We start from the raw sequence: 25,180 nt of genomic DNA, 5'->3' as shown, positions 1-25,180 counted from the left end.
CCACCTTCCGTGAACACCTCCACGGCCAAGGGCACGGCGCAGGCTATACCGAAACGCAGACCGACAAAAGCCTTTTAACCGGGCAGCCCTACCTACGCTATGCCTGCCACTCAAGGCAGTGCAGGGTCAGACAACTCCGCCATGCGGGGCACTTGCCAGTGCGGAGCCAAGGTCAGAGGCATAGGCCTACCTGTCAAGTAGCCTTGCACCTTGCCTGCGCCCAATTTACGTAAGGTGACCAAATCAGCTACCGCCTCGACCCCCTCGGCCACGACGGTGCTACCGGTCTCTTTTGCAAACGCGATCAAGGCCGACGCCATAGCGCGCCGCTGGGCATCGCCTTCGATCCCCTGAGTCAGTGCCATATCCAGCTTAATGAGGTCAGGGCGAAGCTGAAGTATATGCCGCATGCTGGCATAGCCGGCACCGGCGTCATCGATTGCCAAGCGCATGCCGCGGGCTCGCAGCGGTGCCACTGCGTCTGCCAACGCTTGGTAATCGGATACCACGCAGTGTTCAGTCAGCTCCAGTACCAGCCGGCGAGGATCATGCTCTGCCAGCACACGACGCAGCCGGTGGGACAGGAACAACTGCGGGGAGCAGTTGAGCGACAGATAGTGCTGAGCGGGTAAGGCCTTGAGGCCCGCCAGCGCCTGCTCCACAGCGCACAACTCAAGCTCCAGGCCAAGCCCTGCTTCTGCCGCTTCTTTGAACCATACGTCAGGGCTGCGAACGGGTTCATCAGTAAAGCGCGACAGCGCTTCCCACCCACTGATGTACCCGTGTCTGAGGTCCACGATAGGCTGATACACCATGGTGGGCTGAGCCCTGGCCAAGGCCGCGCAGATAACGCGATGCTTGCGCAACCGCTCCTCTTTAAGGTGTTGATCGCCTTCGAGGCGGTCTGCGATCAACTCGGCGAAGACTTCCATCATGGCAAGGTCACGTTGCCCGAGGCTAAGATCAGCGTGAGCAGAGAAACAGCACAAGGTGCCGTAAAGGCTTCCATCGCTGAGGTGAACCGGCACGCTAACATGTGCCCCAATCGGGAGTGCACGGGTTTCGGGAATGGCCAAGGCTGCGGGCAGCAAGGAGGTATCAGCGATCAGTCGGGGAAGCGCACCTTCCACCACCTTTTTGCAGTATCCAGCCTCCAGCGAAAGCACATCGCCACGCTTGAGTGGGGCAATGCCGATGGCGTCTACATGAGTAAACACACGGTCGGTTTGGCGAAATTTGGATACAAAGGCGACGTCCATACTCAAGTGCGTGCGCAGCGCACGTAACACTTTTTCGATTCCTTCGTCCCCTGCTGCTCGAACCGGGGGCGTTAGGGACACTACGTGGGCCAGTTGCATGACCACCTCCCTGTAATGCTTCAGTACCCCCAAGAGTAGAACCCCTCGGTGGTCATCCGCCATCGCCAACCCATGCGCAATGTAAACTTATACCTACCGTTCGTCGCAACAGGATCCCGTACCCGCAGAAATTAATAGGCACGGGCATCGGTTATTCAACCCTCACCGCGCCGAGAGTTCCCGCCGTTGCTGTGCTGACCGCCTACGCGTGCCTTGTCTGCACGGTCTCGCTTGAGGTCAATGCCCTGTGGCGCTGTGTTGCCGTGAGCGGGTGTGCCTCCAGAGGCAGGGTTACCGTAGCTGGGTTTTTGATGATTAGTCATGTTTTCCTCCACAGGTCCGTGGGCTGCAACACTAAAAGACATGCCCAGTGCACCTTATTTAGGGTAGTCAACGAATAACAGTGCGATACAACAGGACTGGTCGGCCGCACGCTACTCAATTCATTAGAGCATTAAATAACTAACAGGCCGCCTGCTCTTGGTGTAACCATCACTGAGCGCAATTAATGCTTTTTACACTATTCGAGTATTTAGCGTACTTGAACTTGCCATCGGTAGTAACGGCGGGCAACACTGCCGATGACGAGTCCATGACAAGTCGATGACAAGTCCAAATACGGGTTCGACACAGGTGCTGGTCACAGGCTAGCCTTGGGCCGCACCCCCACTGGCGCCGGTGCTTTTAGCCGCGCCACGGTGGCTACGCTTGCCACCCTTACGCCCAGCTTCTGCCGCCCTGGCGGGGTCATTGGCGAAATTGCCGCCTGATACACTTCCTCCCTTGCGTCCTGCTTCAGCCGCACGCGTTGGGTTGTTGGCAAAGTTACCGGCATTCTTACTTTTTACTGCCATGGCGATATCCTCCTGGATGTGGGTCGCTACATAATTATGGAAGCGGGCTAAACCGATAAGTTGTTTACAAACAGCGATGAAGCTGACAAACGGTTATACCGGTGAACGCCATAAAGTTGGCCTTGGCAGAAAGTTGTAGGCAGATGAGGGCCTTATAGGTGCCAATCGGCCGAGCGGCTTAAGATTGGCGCAGTGGGCAGCGGACCGGTGGTCGGTGTGGTGCGCCCTAGCTATTGCGCCCTGAGCACCGATTTATAAGCGTTGGTTGTGGCTGAACGCTGGCGCCCAAGCGGGTTCATACCCTCATGCAATTTACCTATCTTGTTGGAGCCTGAACGTGGCACAGGACGAAGACCGACCGAATTTCCGAGCCAGTGACGGGGAACCGGCACTGCTCAGCCGCTTCGGCGTAGGGGCGCAGCCCAGCATGGGCGCCCTGAATGCCAGTGTTAAAGTACCCACCACCGGTGGCTGGATAAGACGACTACTGGCCTTTGCCGGCCCTGGCTATATGGTGGCTGTGGGTTACATGGACCCTGGCAACTGGGCCACTGACTTAGCCGGCGGTTCACAGTTTGGCTACATGCTGCTGTCTGTGATCTTGCTGTCGAACATGATGGCTATCGTGTTGCAAGCGCTGGCCGCCCGCCTGGGTATCGCCACAGGGATGGACCTGGCCCAAGCCTGCCGGGCGCATTACAGCCCCCCGGTTCGCATCCTGTTATGGTTGGCCTGCGAACTGGCGATCATTGCCTGTGACTTGGCAGAGGTAATCGGTACAGCCATCGCCCTGAAGCTACTGTTTGATATCCCCTTGTTATGGGGCGCGATTCTCTGCGCTGCAGACGTGTTCATCATCTTGCTGTTGATGCGCAAAGGCTTCCGTTGGCTGGAGGCGTTCGTAGTGGCGCTGCTTACCCTGATATTTGTGTGCTTCGCCGCGCAAATGGTGATGTCGCACCCGCCTATTGCCGAAGTGCTCCAAGGTTTTATCCCACAGAAAGAAGTAGTAACGAACCCCGCAGCCCTTTACTTGGCCATTGGCATCATTGGGGCTACGGTGATGCCGCATAACCTGTACCTGCACTCCTCTATCGTGCAAACCCGTGCCTATGAGCGTACCGAGGCGGGCAAGCGTTTGGGGCTGCGCTGGGCGGTGACAGACAGCACGATTGCACTGTGCCTGGCGCTGTTTGTAAACGCTGCGATCTTGATCACCGCAGCGGCGGTGTTTCATGCCGGTGGGCGCACCGATGTGGTGGACATCGAGCAGGCTCATGAGCTGCTGTCGCCCATGTTGGGTATCGGTATCGCTTCAACCCTGTTTGCGATCGCACTGCTAGCTTCCGGTGTTAACTCAACCGTAACTGCGACGCTCGCGGGCCAGATCGTAATGGAAGGCTTCCTGCACCTGCGCATTCCCGATTGGGCAAGGCGCTTGGTAACGCGCGGTATCGCTATCGTGCCAGTGGTGGTGGTAACCGCCTTGTATGGCGAACGCGGAACCTCTCAACTGCTGGTGTTTAGCCAAGTGATTCTGTCGATGCAACTGCCGCTTGCGGTAATCCCCTTGGTGCGTTTTGTAACAGACCGCTCCAAGATGGGGTCTTTGGTGGCGGGGCGTAGCTTGGCGGTCATTGCCTGGCTGATCACGGCAATTATCGTGGTACTCAATATCAAGCTGCTGGTTGGGGCGGTACAGGCCTGGTTCTAAGATGCAAAAAGGCCGGGCAATTGCCCGGCCTTTCAAAGCAACCCAGAGGGTTACTTGGCGTCGCCACCATGGGCAGCGGCCAGCTTTTTGGCAGCTGCGAGGTGAGCTTCGAGCTTAGGCAGGGTTTCTTTAGCGAAAGCAGTCAGCTGAGCATCTTTGCCATTTTTGATTTCTTCTTGGAAGATCTTGATGGTTTCCTCGTGAGCCATAACCTGATTATTGGCATAGGCCTTGTCAAAGGATTCGTCACGCACTTCCAAGATCATCTTCTTGGCTTTGTCCAGCAGCTCGGCGTCAGTGGACATTTCCAGCTTTTTACCTATCGCAATCTCCTTGAGCTCTACGTTGGCCTTGGTGTGATCGTCGATCATCATTTGAGCGAAGGTTTTAACATCGGCGGCTTGGGTTTTTTTCAAAGCCAATTTGCCGTTTTCGATTTCAGCAACGCCTTTGGCCGAAGCATCGTCCACGAAGTCGTCCGCATCCGCCGCGAACGCAGAGTGAGCACCTACCAGCAGGAAAGCGCCACAGATACCGGCTTTGAGCATGTTATTCATAGAGATCGTCCTTTTTGGAATGACAGACAGGAGCGCAGTACCGCGCTTCACTCCCTGCTTCAGACGACCCGGGCGCGGGTGGGTTCAGGTTTTTTTCATAAGCGCGGCTCTTGTATCGTCCGTTTCACTCACCCTGATGTGGGATCATGCCCCCTTGAGCCGCCATCCTCGGAGCGCTAGGCCCCATGAGTAAAAAGGTATCCGCCACCATTACCGATGTGGCGCGGCGGGTGAGCGTGACCACGATTACCGTGTCACGGGCGTTCAATAAACCGCATCTTGTGAAGCCCGATACCCTTGAACGCATCCTGGCCGCTGCGCGTGACCTCGACTACGTACCCAACGCCTTTGCCCGCAGCCTTAAACGCAGCGAAAGCCTGATCGTGGGCGTGGTCACTGCCTCGATAGATAACCCCTTCTATAGCGAGATGATCAAGGCTATCTCTCGGGAGGCTAAGCAGCACGGCTACACCATCATGCTGATTGACACCGATGGGCTCGCCGACCTTGAGGAAAAGGCGATACAGACCCTGCTCGGCTATCGGGTAGCAGGGATTATCCTTTCGCCGGTGTCTGACGAGCCTGGCTATCAACCCAGCTACCTGGCCCGTTTGAGCAACGGCGACGTACCGGTGGTTCAACTGGACCGTACGCTGGCCCACGCGCCGTTTAGCCATGTGGTGCTGGACAACTACCACAGCGGCCTCAAGGGCGCACGGTACCTGCTGGAAAAAGTGCCTCACCTTGAGCGCTTGCTGGTGCTAACCGGGCCTGCCGGCTCACGGATTACCCACGACCGCCTGGAAGGGGTCAAGGCCGCCCTGGTCGACTACAAACGGCCTGTGGAGCTGGCCGTGCTAGCAGGCGATTACACGCTGGCGCCCGCTTACGCCGCTACGCTTGAGTACCTGGACGCACAGCCGCTGCCCGACGCTATCTTCGGTTTCAATCAGCTGATTACCTTGGGCGCGCTCAAGGCGCTGCGTGCCAAGGGGGTGCACCGTAGCGACCTGGCCATTTGTGGGATCGACCGGCTACCGTTCGCGGATATTTTCGATTTCCCCATTCCCTGCGTGGCGCACGATGGCGCCTTCGCTGGAGCGTCCGCCATGCGCTTGCTGCTGGAGCGCATCCGCGACCCTCTAAAGGCCCCGGCCAGGGAAATTGTGATAGGGCAATTGGTTAATGGCTGAGGCCGCTGCTCAGCAGGGCGCTGTGACGGTCACCAACCGCACGCCAGCCCTACCGACTGGTGTAGCCCCCATCCACGGGCAGGCACACCCCACTGATCATCCCTGCCCCTTCGCTCAGCAAGAACAGCACAGGCGCCGCGACCTGAGCCGGCTCTGCAAAACGGCCTAGCGGGATGGCTGCCAACATCGGGTCACGCTTGGCGGGGTCGCCCCAGGCCATGGCTGCCATGGGCGTGAGGGTAACGGTGGGGTTCACCGCGTTTACCCGAATGCCATGCCGGCCCCATTCACCGCATTGCACGCGGGTCATCGCATCCATGGCGGCCTTGGAGGCGCAGTAACTCAGGTGGCTGTCCAACCCCACCATGGAGGCCTGGCTGGACACGTTGACGATACTACCGGCGATGCCGTGGGCAATCATGCGCTCGGCTACGCTGCCTGCGATCATTGCGGCAGCCCGTACATTCACTGCCATGACCTGGTCGAATACGGCAGGGTCAAGGTGCACCGCCGGGTGCAGCAAGGCGATGCCAGCGCAGTTGACCAAGCCGTCGAGCACGGGCAGCGCTGTGCAGGCCCGTATCACCGCCTCAGGGTCGGCGACGTTCACCTGCAGGGGAATGGCGCCCTGCCCTGCCAGTTGCTCCAACGCTGCAGTGTCTCGGCCCATGGCATACACCGTGGCACCGGCGGCCAGCAACTGGTGAGCCACCTCCAGGCCGATGCCGCTGGTGGCGCCGGTCACCAGTATGCGCTGGCCACTGAAGTCAAACGTGAGCTTACTCATCCTGGGTGCTCCGCAAACGATGGAAAATGGCCTTGAGGGCCGGGTAGCACTGGCAATACGCCTCGAACAGAGGCTGATAGCGGGCATGGGCTACAGGGTCTGGCGAGGCACGATGACGAAGGCGCACCCAGCCCTCGTCCAGCTGAACGTCGGAGACCAGGCCGGCGGCATGGGCAGCCAGCAGTGCAGCACCGTAGGCGGCTTCCACCTCCTGGGCGATGGACACCACTTCAAACCCTGTGATGTCTGCAATGATCTGCATCCACAGGTCCGAATGGCTCGCCCCTCCCACTACGATCAGCTGGTTATCCAGCACCTCCACAGCCTGGCGCCCCGCTTCGATGTTGTGGCGCAGGGCGTAGGTAACGCCCTCCAGCACGGCGCGGTACAGGTGGGCTTTGCCATGGAGCAACCCAAGCCCGATAAACGCACCGCTGGCCTTGGCGTCCCAGATAGGGCTGCGTTCGCCCATCAGGTAAGGCAGGAACAACAACGCATCACTGCCCGCTGGCACCTGGGTAGCCAGTGCCTCCAGGGCCAGGTGAGGGTCGACCCCTTGGGCCGCAGCCTGCGCTTCTTCAGCCTGGCAGAATTGCTCGCGAAACCAGCTGACGGACGCGCCCGCCGTCAGCGCGCCACCAAAGCTGTACAGGTCGCGCTCGCCGCGGTTCACATGAGGGAAACTGACCAAACCGTGCCGGGCATCAGCATGGTGATCCACATACCCCCAACACATGCTGGTACCGATCATGGCCACGTGTTTACCTGGCCGGTTCACCCCGGCGGCAAAGGTCGCCATGGCCGCATCCACCCCACCGGCCAGCACCGCGGTGCCGGCGCGCAGCCCCAAACGCGCCGCAGCATCGGGCAGCAAGCCGCCTACGACGTCACCGGAGTACAACAACCGGGAGGGCAGTACGCGGCCATCGATGCCCAGCGCCGCCAGCATCGGCGCTGACCAGGCCCGAGCCTTGATGTCGTACAGGCCACCAAGGTTGCCAGCGCTACTGTGATCCACGGCCAGCTCACCGGTCAGTGCATGGTTCACGTAGCTGTTGGGCGGCAACAGCCAGCGCACCCGTTTCCAGACCTCCGGGCGCTCTTGCTGAAGCCATAAGATCTTGGTGAAGCCGTAGTAACTGTCCACGCCATTGCCAGTGATAGCCTGCAGGCGGTCAGGGTCTTGCTCAGCCTTTACCTGCGCCACCTGAGCTTCGGCGCGCCGGTCCATCCAGATCAGGCAGGGGTGCAACGGCACGAACGCGTCGTCCACCGGAATGCCAGACCCGCCGTACAAACTGCTCACACACAGGGCCTTGACCTGGTCAGGCGGCACCTGGGCACTGGCCATGCAGGCGGCTACGCAGTGGTAGACCGCCTCAAGCCATACCGCCGGCCATTGCTCCGCCCAACCGGGCCTCGGGGTGTCTACCCGGTAGGCCTGGCTGTGCTGGGCAAGCACCTGGCCCTTGGCATCGACCAGTAAGGCTTTAGTGCTTTGGGTGCCGATGTCTACACCGATGACGAACGCCATGGCCGCGACCTCAGGCTTGACCCACGGGCTTGAGCAGCACCTTGATGGACCGGGTGGAGTTGGCCAGCTCGAACGCCTCCTCGAAGTCATCCAACCCAAAGCTATGGGTAACGATGCCTTTGGAGGTGATCAAGCCACGCTCGAACAGGTCTATCGCAACCGGGTAGCAATAGGGCCCCAAGTGCGCACCCCGCACGTCCAGTTCCTTGCGGTCGCCAATGATGGACCAGTCCGCGCTGGTGTCTGCGCCGAACACGCTGAACTCCACGAACCGCCCTAATTTGCGGATCAGGTCCAAGCCCTGGGTCACACCTGCAGGCACGCCGGTGGTTTCGATGTACACGTCGCACCCGTAGCCATCGGTCAAGCCGGCAATGATCGCCTTGGCGTCTTCTTTTGCGGGGTTGATGACCACGTCGGCGCCAAACTGACGGGCCAGCTCCAGGCGCTCGTCGACCATGTCGATCACCACCAGCTTGCGCGGCGTTTTAAGGTGCGCCACCTGGACCATGCACAGCCCCAGGGTGCCCGCCCCGGCAATGACCAGCACGTCGTCGAGCTGCACATCGCCGCGGTTGACGGTGTGGATCGCGCAAGCCATGGGCTCGATCAGGGCGCAGTCTTCCAGTGCAATGGCCTCCGGGATCTTGTGCACGATGGCGGTACGTGGGATTCGCATGTACTGAGCCATCCCGCCTTCGGCCACTTCGCGCTGGAAGCCGAAGATGTTGTGGACTTCGCACATCCAGTACTTGCCACTCTTGCAGAAGCGGCACTTCTCGCAGGGCACGATCTGCTCGGCGATCACCTTATCGCCCACGTTCACGCCGAAATGCGCTTCGGCGCCTTCGCCTGCGCTTTCCACATACCCAAAGAACTCATGACCCGGCACCACCGGGGCCTTTACCCAAGGGTTTTCGCCGCCCCAGAACATGGCCGCACCGGAGTGGCACTTGCAGTCACTGGCACAAATGCCACACGCGCCAATGCGCAGTACCAGCTCAAGGGGTTTTGCCTGCGGCTTGCCGATGCGCTCGAGGCGGTAGTCTTTTGGCGCGTGACACACGACAGCCTGCATGGTGTTGGGGTTATTGTTGTCCATGACGGTTTCCTGTTGTTCAAGACGAAAAGGCCCGGCGGCTATCGACGTCGCGATGCCGGAATCGGTAACAGCGCTTAGCGCCGACGCTGACGGCTGATGAAGATGGCAAGCAAAATGATTGCGCCTTTGATCACACTTTGTACGTAGGGCGATACGCCCAGCATGTTCAGCCCATTATTGAGCACGCCCAGCAACATCGCCCCCACCAGGGTGCCGAGGATCACGCCTCGGCCGCCAGCAATAGACGCGCCGCCCAGCACCACGGCTGCGATGGCATCGAGTTCAAAGGAGGCCCCGGCATTGGGCTGCCCGCTCATTAACCGAGACGCCAGTACCAGCCCGGCCAGCGCCGCTGTGAAGCCGCTGATGGCGTACACCATCAACTTGAAGCGCGGGGCGCGAACACCAGACAGCCGTACGGCTTCTTCATTGCCACCGATGGCGTACACATAGCGACCGACGCGGGTGTGCTGGAGCAACACCCAAGCCAGCAGGTAAGCCACCAGCATGATCATGATTGGCACCTGAATGCCCAGCACCTTGCCCCGGCCAAAGAACGCGAACCACTCCGGCAGCCCGGCGATGGGGTAGCCATCGGTGTACAACAGCCCCAAGCCCCGGGCGATCCCCATGGTTGCCAAGGTGACGATAATCGGCGGCATCTGCAGGTAGGCCACGAGTACCCCGTTACCCAACCCGAAGCCTGCGCCGAGCACCAGGCCCGCGCCAATGGCCAGAGGCGCGGGCACCCCGGCCACCAGCAGCCCCGCCGTGAGGGTGCCGGACAACGCCATTACCGGCCCCACAGACAAGTCAATTCCACCCGTGAGAATCACGCAGGTCATGCCGACTGCGATGATGGCGTTGATGGACACCTGGCGAACGATGTTTTCCAGGTTAGCGCCTGTGAGGAAGTTATCGCTGGCGAAAATCATGAACGTGGTCACCAGCAGCAGACCCACGAACGGGTAGAAGGCAGGCGATCGGATCAACTGCCGGGCCCAGTCGCTGCCGGGTCGTGCATAAGGCAGCGTGGCCTTTTCAATGGGCGAGTTCAGGTCGCTGGCTTGCGGTCGCATGGCGCATTACCTCTTCAGGATTGATGGCGCTACCTTCCAGGGTGGTAACAATCGCGCCTTTGTTGAAGACCGCCACCCGGTCACTCATGCCAATGATTTCTGGAAGCTCGCTGGAAATCAGGATGATGGCGTAGCCTTGTTCGGTGAGCGTGCGCATCAGGGTGTAGATTTCCGCCTTGGCACCTACATCAATGCCACGGGTGGGCTCGTCGAAGATGAGCACCTTGCATTGATGGTTCACCCAGCGGGCAATCACCACCTTTTGCTGGTTACCACCACTGAGGTTGATGACGGCGGTTTCAGGGCCTGGTGCCTTGATCGCCAGGGCTTTCATCAGCCCCGTGACACTGTCCCGCTCACGGCCACGGTCGATCAGCTTGCTGGCGCGTTCGTACTTGCCCAGATTATTGAGCGAGATGTTTTCGCGAATGCTGAAGTCCACAATCAGCCCTTCACTTTTGCGGCTTTCGGGTAGCAAGCCAATGCCGTGGGCCAGCGCTACCGCCGGGTCGTGTAACTTCACCGGCACGCCATTGAGCAGCACTTCGCGGCTGAAGCTGGGGAGCGCGCCAATCACCGCCAGCGCCAGCTCCGTGCGGCCTGAACCCACCAGGCCGGCGAAACCCAGCACTTCGCCACGGTGCAGGACGAATGGGTTATCAGGGCCTTTGCGGGTCAGGCGCAGCTGCTTGACGTCCAGCACCACGTCCCTGCCCACCGCCGTGGTTTTGGGTGGAAAGGCGTTTTCCAGTTTGCGGCCTACCATCATCTGTACCAACTGGTCGATATCACTGTGAGCCGTGGTCATGCCGCCTGCGTTTGCGCCATCACGCAGCACCGTGATGCGATCACACACTTGGAAAATCTCTTCCAAGTGGTGAGAAATAAAGATCATCGCCACGCCTTGGCGCTTGAGCTCACGCATTACGTCGAACAGCAGATCCGCTTCGCCAGGGGTTAGCGTTGCAGTAGGCTCGTCCAGGATCAGCAGACGGGCATCAAGTGCCAAGGCCTTGGCGATTTCCACGAATTGCTGTTGGGCCACGCTCAAGTGGTGCACCGGGCAGCTCAGGTCGATCGTAACCCCCAACCGGGCACACAGTGCTTCGGCTTTTACCCGCATGGCACGCTTGCACAACACGCCAACACGGTTCACCTGCTCATGGCCGAGGAAGATGTTCTCCACGGCATTGAGGTAAGGGATGAGGCTGAACTCCTGGAAGACAATGCCGATGCCTACCGCGATAGCATCGTGGTACGTCGCGAACTGACGCACCTGGCCATCGAAATGAATCGTGCCGGTATCAGGGTGCTCGACGCCCACCAGGATCTTCATCAGGGTGGATTTGCCCGCGCCGTTTTCACCCAGGACGGCGTGAATCTCGCCCTGCTCCACATTCAGAGCAATGCCCTTAAGCGCTTGCACGCCGTAATACCGCTTGGAGATATCGCTCAACTGCAAAAGGCTGCCCATGGTTCACCTTGCTTGCCGCTGCCTGCCGTGCCGGTGGCGCCGCGTGGCGCCACGGCGCCTTACCAGCTAAAGGTCTTGGCCTTCTCGCGGTCGACCAACAGTATGTCCACGGGCACGGTCTTGGGCACCTGAGCACCCCACTTGCGGGCCAGGGCCAAGCCCAGGGCGATTCGAATCTGATCGCGGGGATACTGAGCAGACGTTGCGATGAACTTGCTGTCCGGCTTCTGAATGGCTTTGATCGCCTCGGGCGCGCCGTCCACGCTCACCAGTTTCACGTCCATGCCGCTGCCCTCGATGGCCGCCAGGGCACCCAGCGAACCGTTGTCGTTGACGCTGAACAGCCCCTTGAGGTTGGGCTGGGCCTGGAGCATGTTTTCAGTCACGGTCAACGCCTGGTCGCGCTCCTGCTTGCCGTTCTGGATGCTGACGATTTTCATCCCTGGGAATTTGCCCAAGGCCTCTTTACACCCGCGTACACGTTCTAGAATCGGGACCACTGCGATCCCGTCCAGAATACCGACGTCGCCCTTGCCACCGAGCTTCTCACCCAGGTACTGGCACGCCTGCACGCCAGCGTCGAAGTTCTTGGAGCCGACGAACGTGTCCAGCGGCCCTTCGGCCTGGGCATCGACCGCTACCACGACCACGCCCTTGTCATGGGCCATTTTCACGGCCGATTGCACCCCTACGGAGTCGGTAGGGTTGATGACTAGGATATCGATGCCTTTTTGCAGCATGTCTTCAATGTCGCTGAGCTGCTTGGAGACGTCGTGATGGGCATCGGTCACCAGCAAGGTCGCGCCGATGCTGCCAGTGGCCTCTTGGAGCGCGTCTTTCATGGTGACGAAATACGGGTTGTTGATTTCCTGGAAAGAGGCACCCACTTTCAGCGGGGTGGGCGCCGCAGTGGCGGCCAGCGGCAGCCCGGCTAGCAGCGCGGCAGCCAGACACGTACGGGCAAAGCGAAACCTGGGGAAGGTATGCATGGTGTTAGACCCTGTCGTTTGTTGTTTTTGTACAGAATGTCATCGTTAACATAGGCCACGCTAGCAGAGCCCGAATGCGCTGGCAAGGCTGCCTACTCGTAAATATATGGTAACAGTCTAGGAAAGCGACGGGGCTTACACCTAGGTAGGATCGCGGGCCTACCCCTAGAGAGGTTTCTATGATTTCTGCTCGTCTTCTCACCATCGCTGTCGCTGTTCCCTTGCTCATCAGCACCTCCGTGAGCGCTCATGGGCTCTGGACCGAACACCGCCGCGGGCACATCGAGGTAGTGCTCGGCGAAGGGGCCGAAGACGACGCCTTCGATGGGGCCAGCGTCAAAGGCGCCTGGGCCTACGGGCCAGACGGCAAACCTTTGCCGCTGACCATCGAGCGCCTCACCGACCATGCTCGTCTCGCGCCCAAAGGGGATGCAGCCGTCACGGTGGTTGAGCTGGATGCCGGTGCATGGAGCGAGGCCGCCGATGGCACCTGGTCGAACAAAGGCCGCACTGATGTTAAAGACGCCAAACAGGCCATGCAGGTGATCAAGTACAGCATGGCGATCAACGAGCATTACACCAAACTTCCGGCGGTCGATACGTTGGGGCTGGTGATCGTACCAGAGGTAGACCCCACTACCCTCGGCCCAGGCAAGGCCCTGCCGGTGAAGGTACTAAGCAATGGCAAGCCTATGGCCGACGTGGCGCTGTTCGGTGACTACCGAGGCGCGCCCACTGCCGTAAGTGGCAAGACGGATGCCCAGGGGCGTGTGAGCATCCCCATTCGCAACGAAGGGCTGAACGTATTGGCCGTGGAGGCCATGGTGCCGGTCAAAGGCGACAAAAACGTAGACAGCCACGCCTACTTTGCCTCGCTCACCTTTGTAGGGGCGCCTCACGCGGAGTGATTCCACGCGCGGTATTTCGCGTACCGGCCCTGGCCCGGTACGCGAAATACCTCGCCGCTTCGATTGAAGGAAACGCTTAGCGCCCTCTTAGTGTCTACCCCTTACACATTACGTAAGGAGCAAGACCATGCTGAAGTTTCTGGGCGGTACCATGGGCATCATTTTCCTGATCGGCCTGATCGTGGTAATTGCGCTATTCAAGTTCATTTTCTGAACCAACAAGCGCCGCATTACCGATCCGAGGTCTGCTCCCAGGCCTCGCCCGCCAACCGATAACCGCTACGGCCCTGTCGCTTGGCTTGATACATGGCAGCGTCCGCTTGGGCAAGAATGCCTTCTGGAGAGCCGCCAGCACCTTCAGCATGCAGGGCAACCCCAACACTTGCGCCAATTGTGATCGTTACACCGGACAATACGAAGGGCTTGGCCATCGCGGTGCAGAGGCTGTGGGCAATCCGCCTGGCCGTGCTTTCGGCGCTCACACCTTGGGCCAGCACGACGAACTCATCCCCTGCGAGGCGGCAGGCGAAATCTGCCTTGCGCACGGTGTGTTGCAAGCGCGTGGCGACCTCTCTTAGCAATGCATCACCAAAGTCGTGACCGTGTACATCGTTCACCGCCTTGAAGCCGTCGAGGTCCAGGAACAATAGCGCAAAGGCAGGCGCGCTCATCTGGGCCATCTCACTGAGCATGTCGTTGAAGGCCCGGCGGTTGGGCAAGCCCGTCAATGGGTCGCGCATGGCCTCGTCACGCAACGACCGCTCGACAATCTTGCGCTCTGTTACGTCTTGGGACATGACGAAGAACCCATGGACCTCCCCGTCGCGGGTATCTGGTATGTAAGTAACAGCCCACACACGCTCGCCGTTACCTTCGTAATGCACGTTATCGTGTACCACGCGCTCCCCTGCCAGGGCCCGGCGGAAGCACGGCAGCAGTTGTTTATAAAGGGAGGGGGCCAGCACCTCTTTGATCTGTTTACCTATCAGCGTCTGGGGGTCGATCCCGAAGATCTGACGGTACACATCGTTATTGAAGCGATAGCGCAGGTCGCGATCCACGTGGGAAATCAAGATAGGCAGGTTGTCCGTAATGGTCTGAAGCGCACCACGGCTCAAGCGCAGCTCTGCCGTTCGTTGTTCAACCCTGTGCTCAAGCTCGGCCTGGTGCTCCTTGACCAAGTCTTCGCTGTGCCGACGCAAAGAGATATCTAGAATGTCTGCGATCAAGTGCAAGGGCCGACGCTGCTCATCCCTTACAACGGCCACGTTTACCTCAACCCACACCCAGCCGCCACTTCGGCACTTGTAACGCTTTTCAATGGAGTAGGTATCACGCATGCCCTCCATCAGCTCGGCATACAGCGAGTGGTCCGCTGCCAGGTCATCAGGGTGCGTAGTGTCCGCCACACGTTTTTGCAGCAGCTGCTCGCGGGTATACCCGGTCATTTCACACAGCTTTGCATTCACTTCGGTAAAACGCCCTTCCAGGTCGACCAACGCCTTACCGGTAGGCGCTTGCTGAAACACCGTGGCGAAATGCGCCTCCACCACAGCACGCGCCTTGCGTTCCTCGTCGTTCATCTCGCGCGTGGCCGTGGCCATGGAACGTTGCAGCAACTCGCGCTCTACCATCCGGGCCAAGTCCAGGAACGCGGCTTTTTCGGCCTCAGTGAGCACGCGGGGGCGTATATCCAGTGCGCATAAGGTGCCCACGACCAAGCCGCTCTCCGTTCCCAAGGGCACGCCCGCGTAGAACCGGGTAAAAGGCTCGCCGGTGACTAGGGGGTTGTCACAAAAGCGAGGGTCTTTGAGGGTGTCTTCGACAACCAGCATGTTCCGGCTTCCCAGGGCATACGCACAAAAAGCCATGTCACGTGGGACCTCACACCCCTCTATGCCCACCTTGGACTTGAACCACTGGCGGTTTACGTCGGTCAGCGACACCAGTGCGATAGGCACCTGTAGAAGCTGCGCCAACACGCGCGTCGCACGGTCGAAGCTTTCTTCGGCGGGTGTGTCCAGCAACGCAAGGCTGTGTAGCAGGCGCACGCGTGCGGCTTCGTTGGGTGGAACAGGAGCAATGTGCATAAATACTGTGACCGCGACTAATCAGACCGGTGCCGCCCAAGGTGCCACGGCACATAAGGCAGGCACGGTCTGTATCGGAATCAGGCACGGAAAACTTGAGTCACTGACGTTACAACGAGTGCGATGCCTGCGGTATGAACCGCAGGCCACTTCAGGGGTCAGGCGACTTTGAACATCGCGACCTTTTCGGTAAGGCGATCGGCCAACCGAGCCAGCTCCTGGCTGGCAGCGGCAACCTGCCGTGAGCCGCTGGCGGACTCGACGGTAGAGGCATGGATGCGGTTGATGTTCTGCGCGACCTCTTCGGCAACCGCGTTCTGCTGAACAGTGGCACTGGCGATCTGTGCGTTCATGTGGTTGATCGCCCCTACTTCCTCACTGATTTTGGAGAGGGCCTGTTGAGCGCTGCGCGTATGGGCAACGGTACGGGTGACCAAGTCGCAACTGCTGCGCATTGTTTGTGCGGCCGCTTCGGTACCGCTTTGCAGGGTACTGATCATCTGACGGATTTCTTCAGTTGACTGCTGGGTACGGTTAGCCAATGAGCGTACTTCATCAGCCACCACTGCAAAGCCCCGGCCATGCTCGCCAGCACGGGCCGCTTCAATGGCAGCGTTCAGGGCCAACAGGTTGGTTTGCGACGCAATGGCATTGATCACTTCGATTACGGTTTCGATTTTTTCGCTGTGCTTTGACACCGCTTCTACCGCCGACGTGGTCTGCGCCAAGGTAACGGCCAACTCGTCGATCGCATGGGTCGTGTCCCCAACCAAGCGGTTACCGCTCACGACTTCGTTATCAGCCTGACGCGTGGCGCCTGCGGCTTCCGAGGCGTAACCCGACACTTCACCGACCGTAGCAGCCATTTGGGTGATTGCAGTCGCAACCTGCTCGGCTTCACGAATCTGGGCACTGATGTGATCGTTGTTGGTGTTGGAGGTGGCCGATAGTTGGGTAGAGGATTTATTCACTTCCTGTGCTGCGATGCGCACTTGGGTAATGGTGTCAGACAGCCGACCCAATGCTGTTTTAAGTACCCCCATCACGCTGTCGGGGTAGCGCGTAACGATGGTCTGCTGCAGGTCTCCGGCCGCCAGGCGCTCGATGGCCTGCGCCACTTCAGTAGGCTCTGCACCCAGGGTCGATTTCACAAAGCGAATGATGAACACCGACAAGGTAATGCTCAGCAGCAACGCTATGCCAGTCGCCAGCAGCATCAGCCCGCGGAACTGGCTGGCAGTGGCCTGTACGGCACTGAGCTGAGACTTGATCGACGCCTCTTCAAGGTCGATCAGCGCGTTGATACGCTTGAGCCATTCGCTATAGTCCGCCGAGGTTTCACGCAGCAACAACGCCTGCGAGCCTGCGATGTCACCCGTACGACGCAGGTCGATGACTGCTTTTGTAGAGGCAAGTGTCTTCTGCTCAATCTCTTTGATGGCCCGCAGCATGGTCTGCTCTTGCGCCGTGGCAGTAGGCGAGCTCAGCAGCTGATCCATGGGCGTGGCGGATTCGATATAGGCATTTTCGAGGCTGGTAACTTCAGCCAAGTGGCCTGCCAAGGCCGCGTCGTTATCTACCAGCACCGCATCCCGTATGGCGATCGCCCGGTTATGCACGCTGCCGCGGAAGTTGATGGCATACCGCTGGATCTGGGCGGCGCTGCGGCTGACCTCCCCCAGGGTTGAATCGATAAACCCTACTCGCTGGATACCCACAGCGGTGATCAGGATGAGAAGCGATACAACGGCCGCGAAGCCGAGGCCTATACGTGTGGCCAGGGAAAAAGAGCGTGTCATGAGGGCGATCTCGGGAATGAGCGAAACTACGCCAGCCACTGATATCACTGAGCCAGCATTCGTTTCAATACAATACGGGGTTGCCCCTCACTCACACAATTGAAATTAACCCAACAGGTAATAGGGCCTTGCTATGGAACAGTGCCGAGAACGCTCAAAGTCAAGGCCCATGGTTCAGTTGTTACTAAATTGTCATGTACAGTGCGTTCGCCTTTCATCTGAAACAAGGACTCAATTCATGCCGCGACTTCCCTTCTCCCCCCTTGCTCGCCGTTTGGCATTCGCCATAAGCCTCTCAGCGCTGAGCCCAGCCGTGATGGCGGAGCCTCATAAGCAGGTTCAAGCCAGTGCAACGCACTACCAGGATGAGGCGCTTAAATTGTTGGAGCGGCTGGTCAACATTGACTCCGGCTCGGGGTATGAACCGGGGCTGTCGCAGGTGGCTGCCCTTACGATCGACGAGCTGGAAAAACTTGGCGCAACCATCGAGAGGGTGCCTAACACCGCGCCTGATACCAGTAAGCATGTGATAGCGACCCTAAAAGGCACTGGCAAAGCGAAGATCTTGCTGATGGCCCACATGGACACGGTCTTCAAGGAAGGCACGGCAGCAGAACGGCCCTTCCGCATCGAAAAAGGGCGAGCATATGGCCCTGGGGTCATGGATGACAAAGGCGGCATCGTGGCAGGCATCTACGCCCTGAAGGCCCTCAAGGACATGGGGTTCAAGGACTACGCCCAGATTACCTTCCTGCTCGACGCCAGCGAGGAGACCGGATCGGACGCCGCCACCGCGTTAATCAAAAAGACCGCTAAAGCCCACGACGTGACGCTGAACCTTGAGCCAGGCCGGCCCGCTGATGGCTTGGTGGTATGGCGCAAGGGCAGCGCGACTGCCGTGGTGGACGTCAAAGGCAAGGCTGCCCATGCCGGTGTAGCGCCGGAGCTGGGCCGCAACGCCGCCATGGAGGCCGCGCACCAGATCCTGCAACTGGGCAAGCTAGGTGATGAGGAGAAGAAAACCACGGTCAACTTCACGGTGCTCAAGGCCGGCGACCGTACCAACGTCATCCCTGACCAGGCGACCGCCAAGGCGGACGTACGCGTGGCCGTGCCCGAAGAGTTCGACCGCGTGGAGCAGGACATGGCCAGGATCTCGGCCAATAAGCTGATTGCGGATACGCAGGTGACCACCAGCTTGTTACGCGGCCTACCGCCTATGCCTCAAACTGCTCAGTCCGACAAGTTGGTTGCCATGGCGCAATCGATCTATGGCGAGCTGGGCCGCACGCTCACCATTGAAGGCAGCGGGGGTGCCGCAGACTCTAGCCTGTCCGCCGGCGTGGGCACCCCTACCCTGGACGGCTTTGGCATCGTGGGTGGCAATATCCACACGCCTGAAGAGTACGCAGAAGTGGACAGTGTCGCCCCGCGCATCTACCTGCTCACCCGGATGATCATGGAGTTGAGTGGCAAGTACTAAGGCCGCCTAGGCCTTGCGCGCTCAGTAATGACTTAATGGCTTAAAGGGAATAAACGCTCAGGGGTAGCGTCAGGCTAGGTGACTATCCGGCCTGGAGCCTACAGCAATGTCGAAACGCCTTCCCCTGAGCCCTGCGGCAACCCTCGCCAGGCTTGGTTTGATCGCTGCGCCGGTGGTGGTACTGGCCACCACTATGGCGTATGTACACGGTTGGCTGGACCCACACCGCGTAACCCCGGCCTTGGTGGTGGATACGTTACAGGCCAATGCGGGGGAGCATCCCGGCTACCGCCGCAACCATGCAAAGGGCGTGTGCGTCAGTGGCTGGTTCGACAGCAGTGGCCAACTGGCACAAGCCTCCACAGCTGCGGTATTCGCCCAGGGGCGCACGCCCGTGGTGGGCCGCTTTGCGCTGCCGGGGGGCAACCCTTATGCCCCTGACAGCAGCGTGCCCATTCGTAGCCTGGCCCTGCGTTTCACCCAAGCGGATGGCCAGCAGTGGCGTACCGGCATGAACAGCATGCCGGTTTTCCCAGTGGGCACCCCCGAGGCCTTCTTTGCCAGCCTGCAAGCCAGCCGACCCGACCCTGCCACGGGCAAGCCAGACCCTGCCGCACAAAAAGCCTTTTATGCCAGCCACCCTGAAACCGCACCCTTCCTGGCGTGGGTAAAAACCGCCAAGCCGTCTGCCAGCTTTGCCACCGAGCGTTATGACGGGCTCAATGCGTTCTACCTGGTGGCCAGCGATGGCACCCGTCAAGCAGTGCGCTGGGAAGTGATCCCGCAGAGCGTGACCCCCTCCCCCAGCGCGGGCGAGGGCGCAGACTACCTTTCACAGGACCTGCAGCAGCGGCTGGCAGCTGGCCCCTTGCGCTGGACCCTGCGCGTGACCTTCGCGAACCCCGGCGACCCGGTGGATGATGCCAGCAAACGCTGGCCTGACGATCGACGCACCCTTGATGCAGGCACCCTCGTTCTGGACCGCGCCGTGTCGCAGCTCGATGGCCCGTGCCGGGACATCAACTACGACCCGACCATCCTGCCGCAGGGGATCGAAACCTCAGGCGATCCGTTGCTACCTGCCCGTTCAGCGGCCTATGCCGATGGCTACCTGCGTCGCACCCGCGAAGTCGACACCCTTCACTCGCCCCAGGAGCAGCGCCCATGAGCACCCCACCCCGTCACTTTGCACCCCTGGCGCGCTGGTTACATTGGTCAATGGCCCTTGGGCTAATGACCATGCTGTTCGTAGGTGCGGGCATGGTAGCGTCGGTCTCGGCCCGACACGAATGGCTGGTTCAATTGCACAAGCCACTCGGGATCGCCCTGCTCGCCTTGGCAGTCGTTCGCCTGGCGGTACGCCTGGCCACTCGTCAGCCGCCGTTGCCCGCAGACCTGCCGGCGCCTCAGGCACTGGCGGCCAAGGCTTCCCACTGGCTGCTCTACGGTTTGATGCTGAGCTTGCCACTCATAGGGTGGGCGATGTTGTCAGCGGCTGGCGACCCGATCACTCTCGGCGCCGGGGTATACCTTCCGCCGCTGCTCAAGCCCGATGCGGCAACCTTTGCCTTCCTGCGCACCGCCCACGGGTACCTGGCGTACATGCTGTTCTGCACCGTGCTTGTGCACTTGGCAGCTGCGCTGTACCACGGCCTGATCCGGCGTGATGGGGTGCTCAGGAGCATGGCACGCGGCCGCTGACTGGCGCCGTGGGTTAGTGCACCCGCGCCTCGTTCCCGGTAAGGGAATCCCGCAGCATGGAGTCGAGGTTTTTCTCGATGGTCTGGCAGATGGTGTCCATCTGGATCTCGTGCTCACTGGTATGGAAGGGGCTTTGCAGGTCTGTACCAATACGTTCGATCGCCAGCAGCATGAAACCTACTACCGTAGACGCCAAAGGTGTAAACCAGCCTAACGACTCCACCAACCCCACGGGGACGATGAGGCAGAACAGCGAAATGAACAGCCGTGGGAAATACACATAGGGGTAGGGCAACGGTGTATTGGCGATCCGCTCCATGCCGCCTTGGCTGTTAGACAAATCCACTAGGGTGGACTCCAACCTGGACAGCCGAATGCTGTCCAGACGCCCCGCTTTGTATTCCAGGGCCAATAATGCCGCAGAGCCGTTGAGGATATCGTTGGCAAAGTTGTTGGTGCTGCGATTGCGCTCGAATTCCTCGGCAGGCACATACGCTCGGATCCGCTCATGGCAAGGTTGGCCGCGCAGTTGAGACGCCACACAGTTCACATACCCCACCTGGCGGCGTATCAGCACCGCCTTGATGGGGTTCTCTTCCATACCGTCGTTGTCCACCAAGGTCAGTACTTGGCGGGCAAAGCTACGCGAACTGTTAACCATCGCGCCCCAAAGGGTACGAGCCTCCCACCAGCGGCCATAGGCACTGCTGTTGCGAAAACTGATCAACACCACCAGCGCCGAACCCAGCAGGGTCAACGGCATCAGTGGCAAATTGATTTTGCTGTCGAGCACCAGCATGAAGTCGACAGTGACGGCAATGTCCCACAGCAGTAGCCAGAATAGTGCCCAGCCCACATAGCCCATGGTCTTGATGATTAAACGGTACTTTTTAACGATGGCAGCTTTCAAGACGAACCTCGCACAGGCAATCAGCATTAATGCGTAGCTCGGACGCCAGTTTTGGGATAAAGGTTCGCACGTTACGAGGCAAACCGACGGGCGCCTGAACCGTTTCACTTAAATGTGGCGGTGGCACTCCAGAAGCTGCCAGGATCGCTGCTCGAACCCGCGAGAAGCCCCCTTCCCAGCCAATCCGGTTCCCCTCGGCGGCCAATGCCGGGGTGCGGGTGGAGGTAGCGATGCGTTTCATGTAGTGATCCCCGCCCTGCCAGGGTTTGGTTTCAGCGATAAGCCGAGCACACCCGGCTGGGGCGTGGGCAAAACAGCCATGGCCTGGATAACCCTGATGGAGCGGTTGGGCTACGGGCAGCGGTGGGCTGCTCAAGGGGGCAACTGGGGCGCAGCCGTTACTACTGCACTGGGGCATATGTGCCCGCCTGGGCTGGTGGGTATTCACCTCAACATGGTGACGTTCCAGCCCACTGAGAACGAGATTGCACAGGCTACGCCGCAGGAACAACGCATGCTGGCGGATGCGAAACGCTATGACCAGGTGTATTCGGGGTACATGAAGCTACAAAGCACGCGCCCACAATCAGTAGGGTTTGCCCTAGCGGATTCCCCTGTCGGCCTGGCGGCATGGATTTACGCGTTGTTCCAGGATGTATCGCAAAGCGACGGGCAACCAGAACAGGTCATCGCGCTGGACGCCCTGATCGACGACATCATGATGTACTGGTTGCCCAACGCCGGGGCCAGTTCGGCGCGTTTCTATTGGGAGGCCATCCGAGAGATGCAGCGAAGCGGCCTGCCCGCTGCCCTACCCACGCCTGCCGGGATAAGCATGTTTCCTGGCGAACAACTGCGTTTATCAGAGCGCTGGGCACGTGCGCGATTTGACAACCTGAGGTTCTTTGGCGAAGCCGACCAAGGCGGCCATTTCGCTGCGATGGAGAACCCCACAACGCTCGTGGCGCCTGTGCGTGAGACCTTCCGTTCGCTGCGTTGGCTCGAGCGTTACCCTCCATGCCCGGAAGGGCGAATGTTATTCAAGGCATGTACGCACCGGGCTCACTGCACGTAGTCTTCCTGTAGGCACTCTTGAAACAGGAACGTCTCATGCAGTTGGAATGGCTCGAAGACTTCATCGAACTGGCCCGCGTGCGTAGCCTGTCACGGGCGGCCGAGAATCGGTGTGTGACTCACCCGGCGTTCGGTCGCAGGATTCGGGCCTTGGAGGAGTGGGCAGGCGCGGCGCTGATCGAACGCAAACAGCCGCTATCGCTGACGCCGGCCGGCTTGCTGTTTTTGGATGCCGCAACCCAATCGCTTGAGCTGCTGAACACTGTGCGGGCGCAGTTCCAGGCGGCAGGCCATAACCCGGACACTCCCGTGCGCATTGCCACAGGCCGCACCCTGGCCAGCGACTTTTTCCCAGATTGGTACGAAACGTTAACTGACCGCTTCGGGGTCTTCCCTGTCTCTCTCGTGACCAGCGGCGCTCAGGAAGCGATCAGGCGCCTGGCCGCCAGTGAGGTTGACTTACTGCTGATTTTTTCCAGCCCGCAAACTCACCTGCTGATCGATCCCGAGCGGTTTGAATCCATGACGTTGACCACCGAGGCCCTCTTACCAGTGAGCGCGCCTTTACCCGATGGCACACCGAAGTTTTGTATTTCCGCCGAGGGCCAGGGGCCCGCGGTGCCATGGCTGGCACTGTCGCCTTCGCTCACCCTGCGCGGCGCCCTGGCTCGCCACTTGGCCAGCCTGCCGCAACGGCTCAGCCTGCGCATGATTTATGAAGCTGACTCCTACGAGGCGATTCTCGAAATGACTCGGCGCGGCAATGGCCTGGCCTGGCTGCCGCGCATGGCCGTGAAGACGGCATTGCGTACTAGGGAATTAGTGATCGCTGCCGGCCCGCAGTATCAATTCACCTTCGACATTTCGCTGCATCGGCTGCGCGCCAATCGCGGTGAATTGCTGATGAGCATCTGGAAAGGGCTGCAGGACGACGCACCAATGAGGGGCGCGGGCTAATTCTTTTTAGCCACTGACCGCGCGGTGATCGCGCGCCCTTGCACCCCGTGCCGAAACAGCCCGCGGCTGTGCCGAATCAGCAATTGTCCCTGGCGGTGTGCTGATTGAAAGTGGGTACCGCGTCTGATGCACGCCGATGACATGACCCTTGGCGTCACCTCAGCGGCGCTGCCGTTCGCAGCCACTTGGCTGCCTTCAAAAAAATAACTCGATCAATAGGGTTCCATGGCCGGGTTGCGGCCGTTGATCCTCTCGTGAACTCGCCGGGGCACCGCTATGACCACACCATCATCCGCTTTGAATTCTGCGCCCCTCACCGGCAAGCGTGGGCCCTGGAAGGAAATCGTCGCCGCCAGCTTTGGCAACGCACTGGAGTTTTACGACCTGCTCATCTACGGCTATTTCGCTGTGGTGATCGGCAAGCTGTTTTTCCCTTCTGATAATGAGACCACGTCGCTGCTGCTGAGCGTCGGCTCCTTTGGGATTTCGTTTCTGATGCGCCCACTCGGCGCCATCGTGTTGGGCTCGTATGCTGACCGCGCTGGCCGTAAGGCTTCGCTCACCCTGTCGATCCTCATCATGATGATCGGCACGCTGATGATCACCTGCACGCCGTCCTATGAGCAGATCGGCTTGGCGGCCCCCTTGCTGATCGTAGTGGCACGTATGCTCCAGGGGTTTTCCACCGGGGGTGAATTTGGCGCAGCCACCGCCTTCATGGTCGAGCATGCCGACGCGCGTCGCCGGGGCTTTTTTGCCAGCTGGCAACTGTCCACCCAAGGCTTGGCAACGGTATTGGCCGCAGGTGTCAGTGCGCTGCTCAGCTACCTGCTGACGGATGTACAACTGGCTGACTGGGGGTGGCGTGTCGCCTTCGGAATAGGTTTACTGATTGGCCCGGTGGGGTTTTACATTCGCAGCCAGATCGACGAAACCCCTGACTTCCAGAAAGTCGCTGCCGACAAGCCGCAGAAAACGCCGTTGCGTGATGTATTGGTGAAGGGCCGCCTTAGCCTGTTGCTGGCGGTTGGTGTGGTCGCTGGTGCGACCGCGTTCAACTACGTGCACAAGCTGTACATGCCCACCTACGCCCTCAAACAGCTGCACATTGCCGCCACGTCTTCCTACCTGGGCGCACTGGTAACCGGCTTGACGCTGATGGTCATGGCGCCCGTGTTCGGCACCTTGTCGGATCGGTACGGCCGCTTCACCGTGTTGACCGTAGCACTGCTGGCAACAGGGCTGTCATCTTACCCCCTGTTCCTGCTGCTCACTCACTTCCCTAGCGTAACGACCCTACTCTTGGTGCAAGCCTTGGTGGGCGTTTTGATCGCCGCTAGCCTAGGGCCTATTCCTGCCATGCTCGCGGACGTTTTCCCAACCAGCATCCGGGGCACCGGGCTGGCGTTGAGCTACAACTTCTCAGTCACGCTGTTCGGCGGGTTCGCCCCCTTGATCGTGACTTGGATGATTGACGCAACCGGCAGCAAGATGGCGCCCAGTTTCTACGTGATCGGCACCGCACTGATCAGTGTGCTGGCCGTGGTCTGCCTCGCCCGGCGCATGCGCAACACCGGGCTTTCAGCTGGCGACCCCGCCTTTCATTGATAACCCGCC

Annotated in this window: 23 protein-coding genes; 10 read left to right on the top strand and 13 right to left on the bottom strand. The window is 60.0% G+C overall.

Annotation, left to right across the window (positions count from 1 at the left end; translation table 11 throughout):
- Positions 1 to 110: 110 nt before the first annotated feature.
- The 3 genes from AC4LE2_RS05455 to AC4LE2_RS05445 all read right to left on the bottom strand — a co-directional run bounded on the left by AC4LE2_RS05455 (position 111) and on the right by AC4LE2_RS05445 (position 2,212).
- A complete protein-coding gene (locus AC4LE2_RS05455) occupies positions 111 to 1,358 on the bottom strand; it encodes a sensor domain-containing phosphodiesterase (protein WP_491824669.1) in 1,248 nt (415 codons plus the stop codon).
- Positions 1,359 to 1,513: 155 nt separating this feature from the next.
- Positions 1,514 to 1,681 (bottom strand): hypothetical protein, encoded by a 168-nt coding sequence (locus tag AC4LE2_RS05450; protein WP_491824667.1) that lies wholly within the window; start codon positions 1,679 to 1,681, stop codon positions 1,514 to 1,516.
- Positions 1,682 to 2,005: 324 nt separating this feature from the next.
- Positions 2,006 to 2,212 carry a con-10 family general stress protein gene (locus AC4LE2_RS05445; protein WP_491824665.1) on the bottom strand — a complete coding sequence of 69 codons (207 nt, stop codon included), beginning with the start codon at positions 2,210 to 2,212 and terminating at the stop codon, positions 2,006 to 2,008.
- 427 nt (positions 2,213 to 2,639) lie between these two features.
- Here AC4LE2_RS05445 and AC4LE2_RS05440 point away from each other — a divergent pair, with 427 nt between their 5' ends.
- Positions 2,640 to 3,926 carry an Nramp family divalent metal transporter gene (locus AC4LE2_RS05440; protein ID WP_491828054.1) on the top strand — a complete coding sequence of 429 codons (1,287 nt, stop codon included), beginning with the start codon at positions 2,640 to 2,642 and terminating at the stop codon, positions 3,924 to 3,926.
- A gap of 50 nt (positions 3,927 to 3,976) precedes the next feature.
- Here the strand turns inward: AC4LE2_RS05440 and AC4LE2_RS05435 are convergent, their stop codons facing one another.
- Positions 3,977 to 4,483 (bottom strand): DUF4142 domain-containing protein, encoded by a 507-nt coding sequence (locus AC4LE2_RS05435; protein WP_491824663.1) that lies wholly within the window; start codon positions 4,481 to 4,483, stop codon positions 3,977 to 3,979.
- A 185-nt stretch (positions 4,484 to 4,668) separates the two neighbouring features.
- Between AC4LE2_RS05435 and AC4LE2_RS05430 the strand changes: the two genes are divergently transcribed.
- The gene (locus AC4LE2_RS05430) at positions 4,669 to 5,676 is read left to right on the top strand and encodes a LacI family DNA-binding transcriptional regulator (protein ID WP_491824662.1); all 1,008 of its coding nucleotides are present in this window, start codon (positions 4,669 to 4,671) and stop codon (positions 5,674 to 5,676) included.
- Positions 5,677 to 5,725: 49 nt separating this feature from the next.
- Here the strand turns inward: AC4LE2_RS05430 and AC4LE2_RS05425 are convergent, their stop codons facing one another.
- The 6 genes from AC4LE2_RS05425 to AC4LE2_RS05400 form a co-directional block, all read right to left on the bottom strand.
- The gene (locus AC4LE2_RS05425) at positions 5,726 to 6,463 is read right to left on the bottom strand and encodes an SDR family oxidoreductase (protein ID WP_491824660.1); all 738 of its coding nucleotides are present in this window, start codon (positions 6,461 to 6,463) and stop codon (positions 5,726 to 5,728) included.
- Positions 6,456 to 7,997 (bottom strand): FGGY-family carbohydrate kinase, encoded by a 1,542-nt coding sequence (locus tag AC4LE2_RS05420; RefSeq protein WP_491824659.1) that lies wholly within the window; start codon positions 7,995 to 7,997, stop codon positions 6,456 to 6,458. Before AC4LE2_RS05420 ends, AC4LE2_RS05425 begins: the two co-directional genes overlap by 8 nt.
- Positions 7,998 to 8,007: 10 nt before the next feature.
- Entirely contained in the window at positions 8,008 to 9,099 is a 1,092-nt protein-coding gene (locus tag AC4LE2_RS05415; RefSeq protein WP_491824657.1) for a zinc-binding dehydrogenase, read from the bottom strand.
- A 74-nt stretch (positions 9,100 to 9,173) separates the two neighbouring features.
- On the bottom strand, positions 9,174 to 10,178 hold the full coding sequence (locus tag AC4LE2_RS05410; protein WP_491824655.1) for an ABC transporter permease: 1,005 nt from the start codon (positions 10,176 to 10,178) through the stop codon (positions 9,174 to 9,176).
- Complete coding sequence (locus tag AC4LE2_RS05405; protein ID WP_491824653.1) at positions 10,141 to 11,652, bottom strand: sugar ABC transporter ATP-binding protein; 1,512 nt, start codon at positions 11,650 to 11,652, stop codon at positions 10,141 to 10,143. The genes AC4LE2_RS05410 and AC4LE2_RS05405 overlap by 38 nt, the downstream gene beginning before the upstream one ends.
- Before the next feature lie 59 nt (positions 11,653 to 11,711).
- The gene (locus AC4LE2_RS05400; RefSeq protein ID WP_491824651.1) at positions 11,712 to 12,641 is read right to left on the bottom strand and encodes a substrate-binding domain-containing protein; all 930 of its coding nucleotides are present in this window, start codon (positions 12,639 to 12,641) and stop codon (positions 11,712 to 11,714) included.
- Between the two features lie 179 nt (positions 12,642 to 12,820).
- On the opposite strand from AC4LE2_RS05400, the gene AC4LE2_RS05395 reads away from it, so the two are divergent.
- Both AC4LE2_RS05395 and AC4LE2_RS05390 read left to right on the top strand, forming a co-directional pair.
- The gene (locus tag AC4LE2_RS05395; protein WP_491824649.1) at positions 12,821 to 13,549 is read left to right on the top strand and encodes a DUF4198 domain-containing protein; all 729 of its coding nucleotides are present in this window, start codon (positions 12,821 to 12,823) and stop codon (positions 13,547 to 13,549) included.
- A 127-nt stretch (positions 13,550 to 13,676) separates the two neighbouring features.
- The gene (locus tag AC4LE2_RS05390) at positions 13,677 to 13,763 is read left to right on the top strand and encodes a small membrane protein YohP (RefSeq protein WP_491828053.1); all 87 of its coding nucleotides are present in this window, start codon (positions 13,677 to 13,679) and stop codon (positions 13,761 to 13,763) included.
- Between the two features lie 16 nt (positions 13,764 to 13,779).
- Here AC4LE2_RS05390 and AC4LE2_RS05385 read toward each other — a convergent pair whose 3' ends face one another.
- Positions 13,780 to 15,639, bottom strand: a complete 1,860-nt coding sequence (locus tag AC4LE2_RS05385; RefSeq protein ID WP_491824647.1) for a bifunctional diguanylate cyclase/phosphodiesterase — start codon at positions 15,637 to 15,639, stop codon at positions 13,780 to 13,782.
- A 158-nt stretch (positions 15,640 to 15,797) separates the two neighbouring features.
- Entirely contained in the window at positions 15,798 to 16,505 is a 708-nt protein-coding gene (locus AC4LE2_RS05380) for a methyl-accepting chemotaxis protein (RefSeq protein WP_491828052.1), read from the bottom strand.
- Between the two features lie 1,171 nt (positions 16,506 to 17,676).
- Between AC4LE2_RS05380 and AC4LE2_RS05375 the strand changes: the two genes are divergently transcribed.
- The 3 genes from AC4LE2_RS05375 to AC4LE2_RS05365 all read left to right on the top strand — a co-directional run bounded on the left by AC4LE2_RS05375 (position 17,677) and on the right by AC4LE2_RS05365 (position 20,622).
- On the top strand, positions 17,677 to 18,921 hold the full coding sequence (locus tag AC4LE2_RS05375; protein WP_491824646.1) for a M20/M25/M40 family metallo-hydrolase: 1,245 nt from the start codon (positions 17,677 to 17,679) through the stop codon (positions 18,919 to 18,921).
- A gap of 106 nt (positions 18,922 to 19,027) precedes the next feature.
- The gene (locus tag AC4LE2_RS05370; protein ID WP_491824644.1) at positions 19,028 to 20,089 is read left to right on the top strand and encodes a catalase family peroxidase; all 1,062 of its coding nucleotides are present in this window, start codon (positions 19,028 to 19,030) and stop codon (positions 20,087 to 20,089) included.
- Positions 20,086 to 20,622, top strand: coding sequence for a cytochrome b (locus tag AC4LE2_RS05365; protein ID WP_491824642.1), 537 nt, complete (start codon positions 20,086 to 20,088; stop codon positions 20,620 to 20,622). The genes AC4LE2_RS05370 and AC4LE2_RS05365 overlap by 4 nt, the downstream gene beginning before the upstream one ends.
- A 13-nt stretch (positions 20,623 to 20,635) precedes the next feature.
- Here the strand turns inward: AC4LE2_RS05365 and AC4LE2_RS05360 are convergent, their stop codons facing one another.
- Positions 20,636 to 21,532 (bottom strand): bestrophin family protein, encoded by an 897-nt coding sequence (locus AC4LE2_RS05360; protein WP_491824640.1) that lies wholly within the window; start codon positions 21,530 to 21,532, stop codon positions 20,636 to 20,638.
- A 244-nt stretch (positions 21,533 to 21,776) separates the two neighbouring features.
- Here AC4LE2_RS05360 and AC4LE2_RS05355 point away from each other — a divergent pair, with 244 nt between their 5' ends.
- The 3 genes from AC4LE2_RS05355 (at position 21,777) to AC4LE2_RS05345 (ending at position 25,171) form a co-directional block, all read left to right on the top strand.
- Positions 21,777 to 22,607 carry a hypothetical protein gene (locus AC4LE2_RS05355; RefSeq protein WP_491824638.1) on the top strand — a complete coding sequence of 277 codons (831 nt, stop codon included), beginning with the start codon at positions 21,777 to 21,779 and terminating at the stop codon, positions 22,605 to 22,607.
- A 35-nt stretch (positions 22,608 to 22,642) separates the two neighbouring features.
- Entirely contained in the window at positions 22,643 to 23,563 is a 921-nt protein-coding gene (locus tag AC4LE2_RS05350) for a LysR family transcriptional regulator (RefSeq protein WP_491824636.1), read from the top strand.
- 276 nt (positions 23,564 to 23,839) lie between these two features.
- Positions 23,840 to 25,171 carry an MFS transporter gene (locus tag AC4LE2_RS05345; RefSeq protein ID WP_491824634.1) on the top strand — a complete coding sequence of 444 codons (1,332 nt, stop codon included), beginning with the start codon at positions 23,840 to 23,842 and terminating at the stop codon, positions 25,169 to 25,171.
- Positions 25,172 to 25,180: the final 9 nt, after the last annotated feature.

Source organism: Pseudomonas sp. 9.3L (assembly GCF_058536285.1).
Note: the sequence above shows the minus strand (reverse complement) of the source record. Positions and strands in the feature narration are given on the sequence as shown.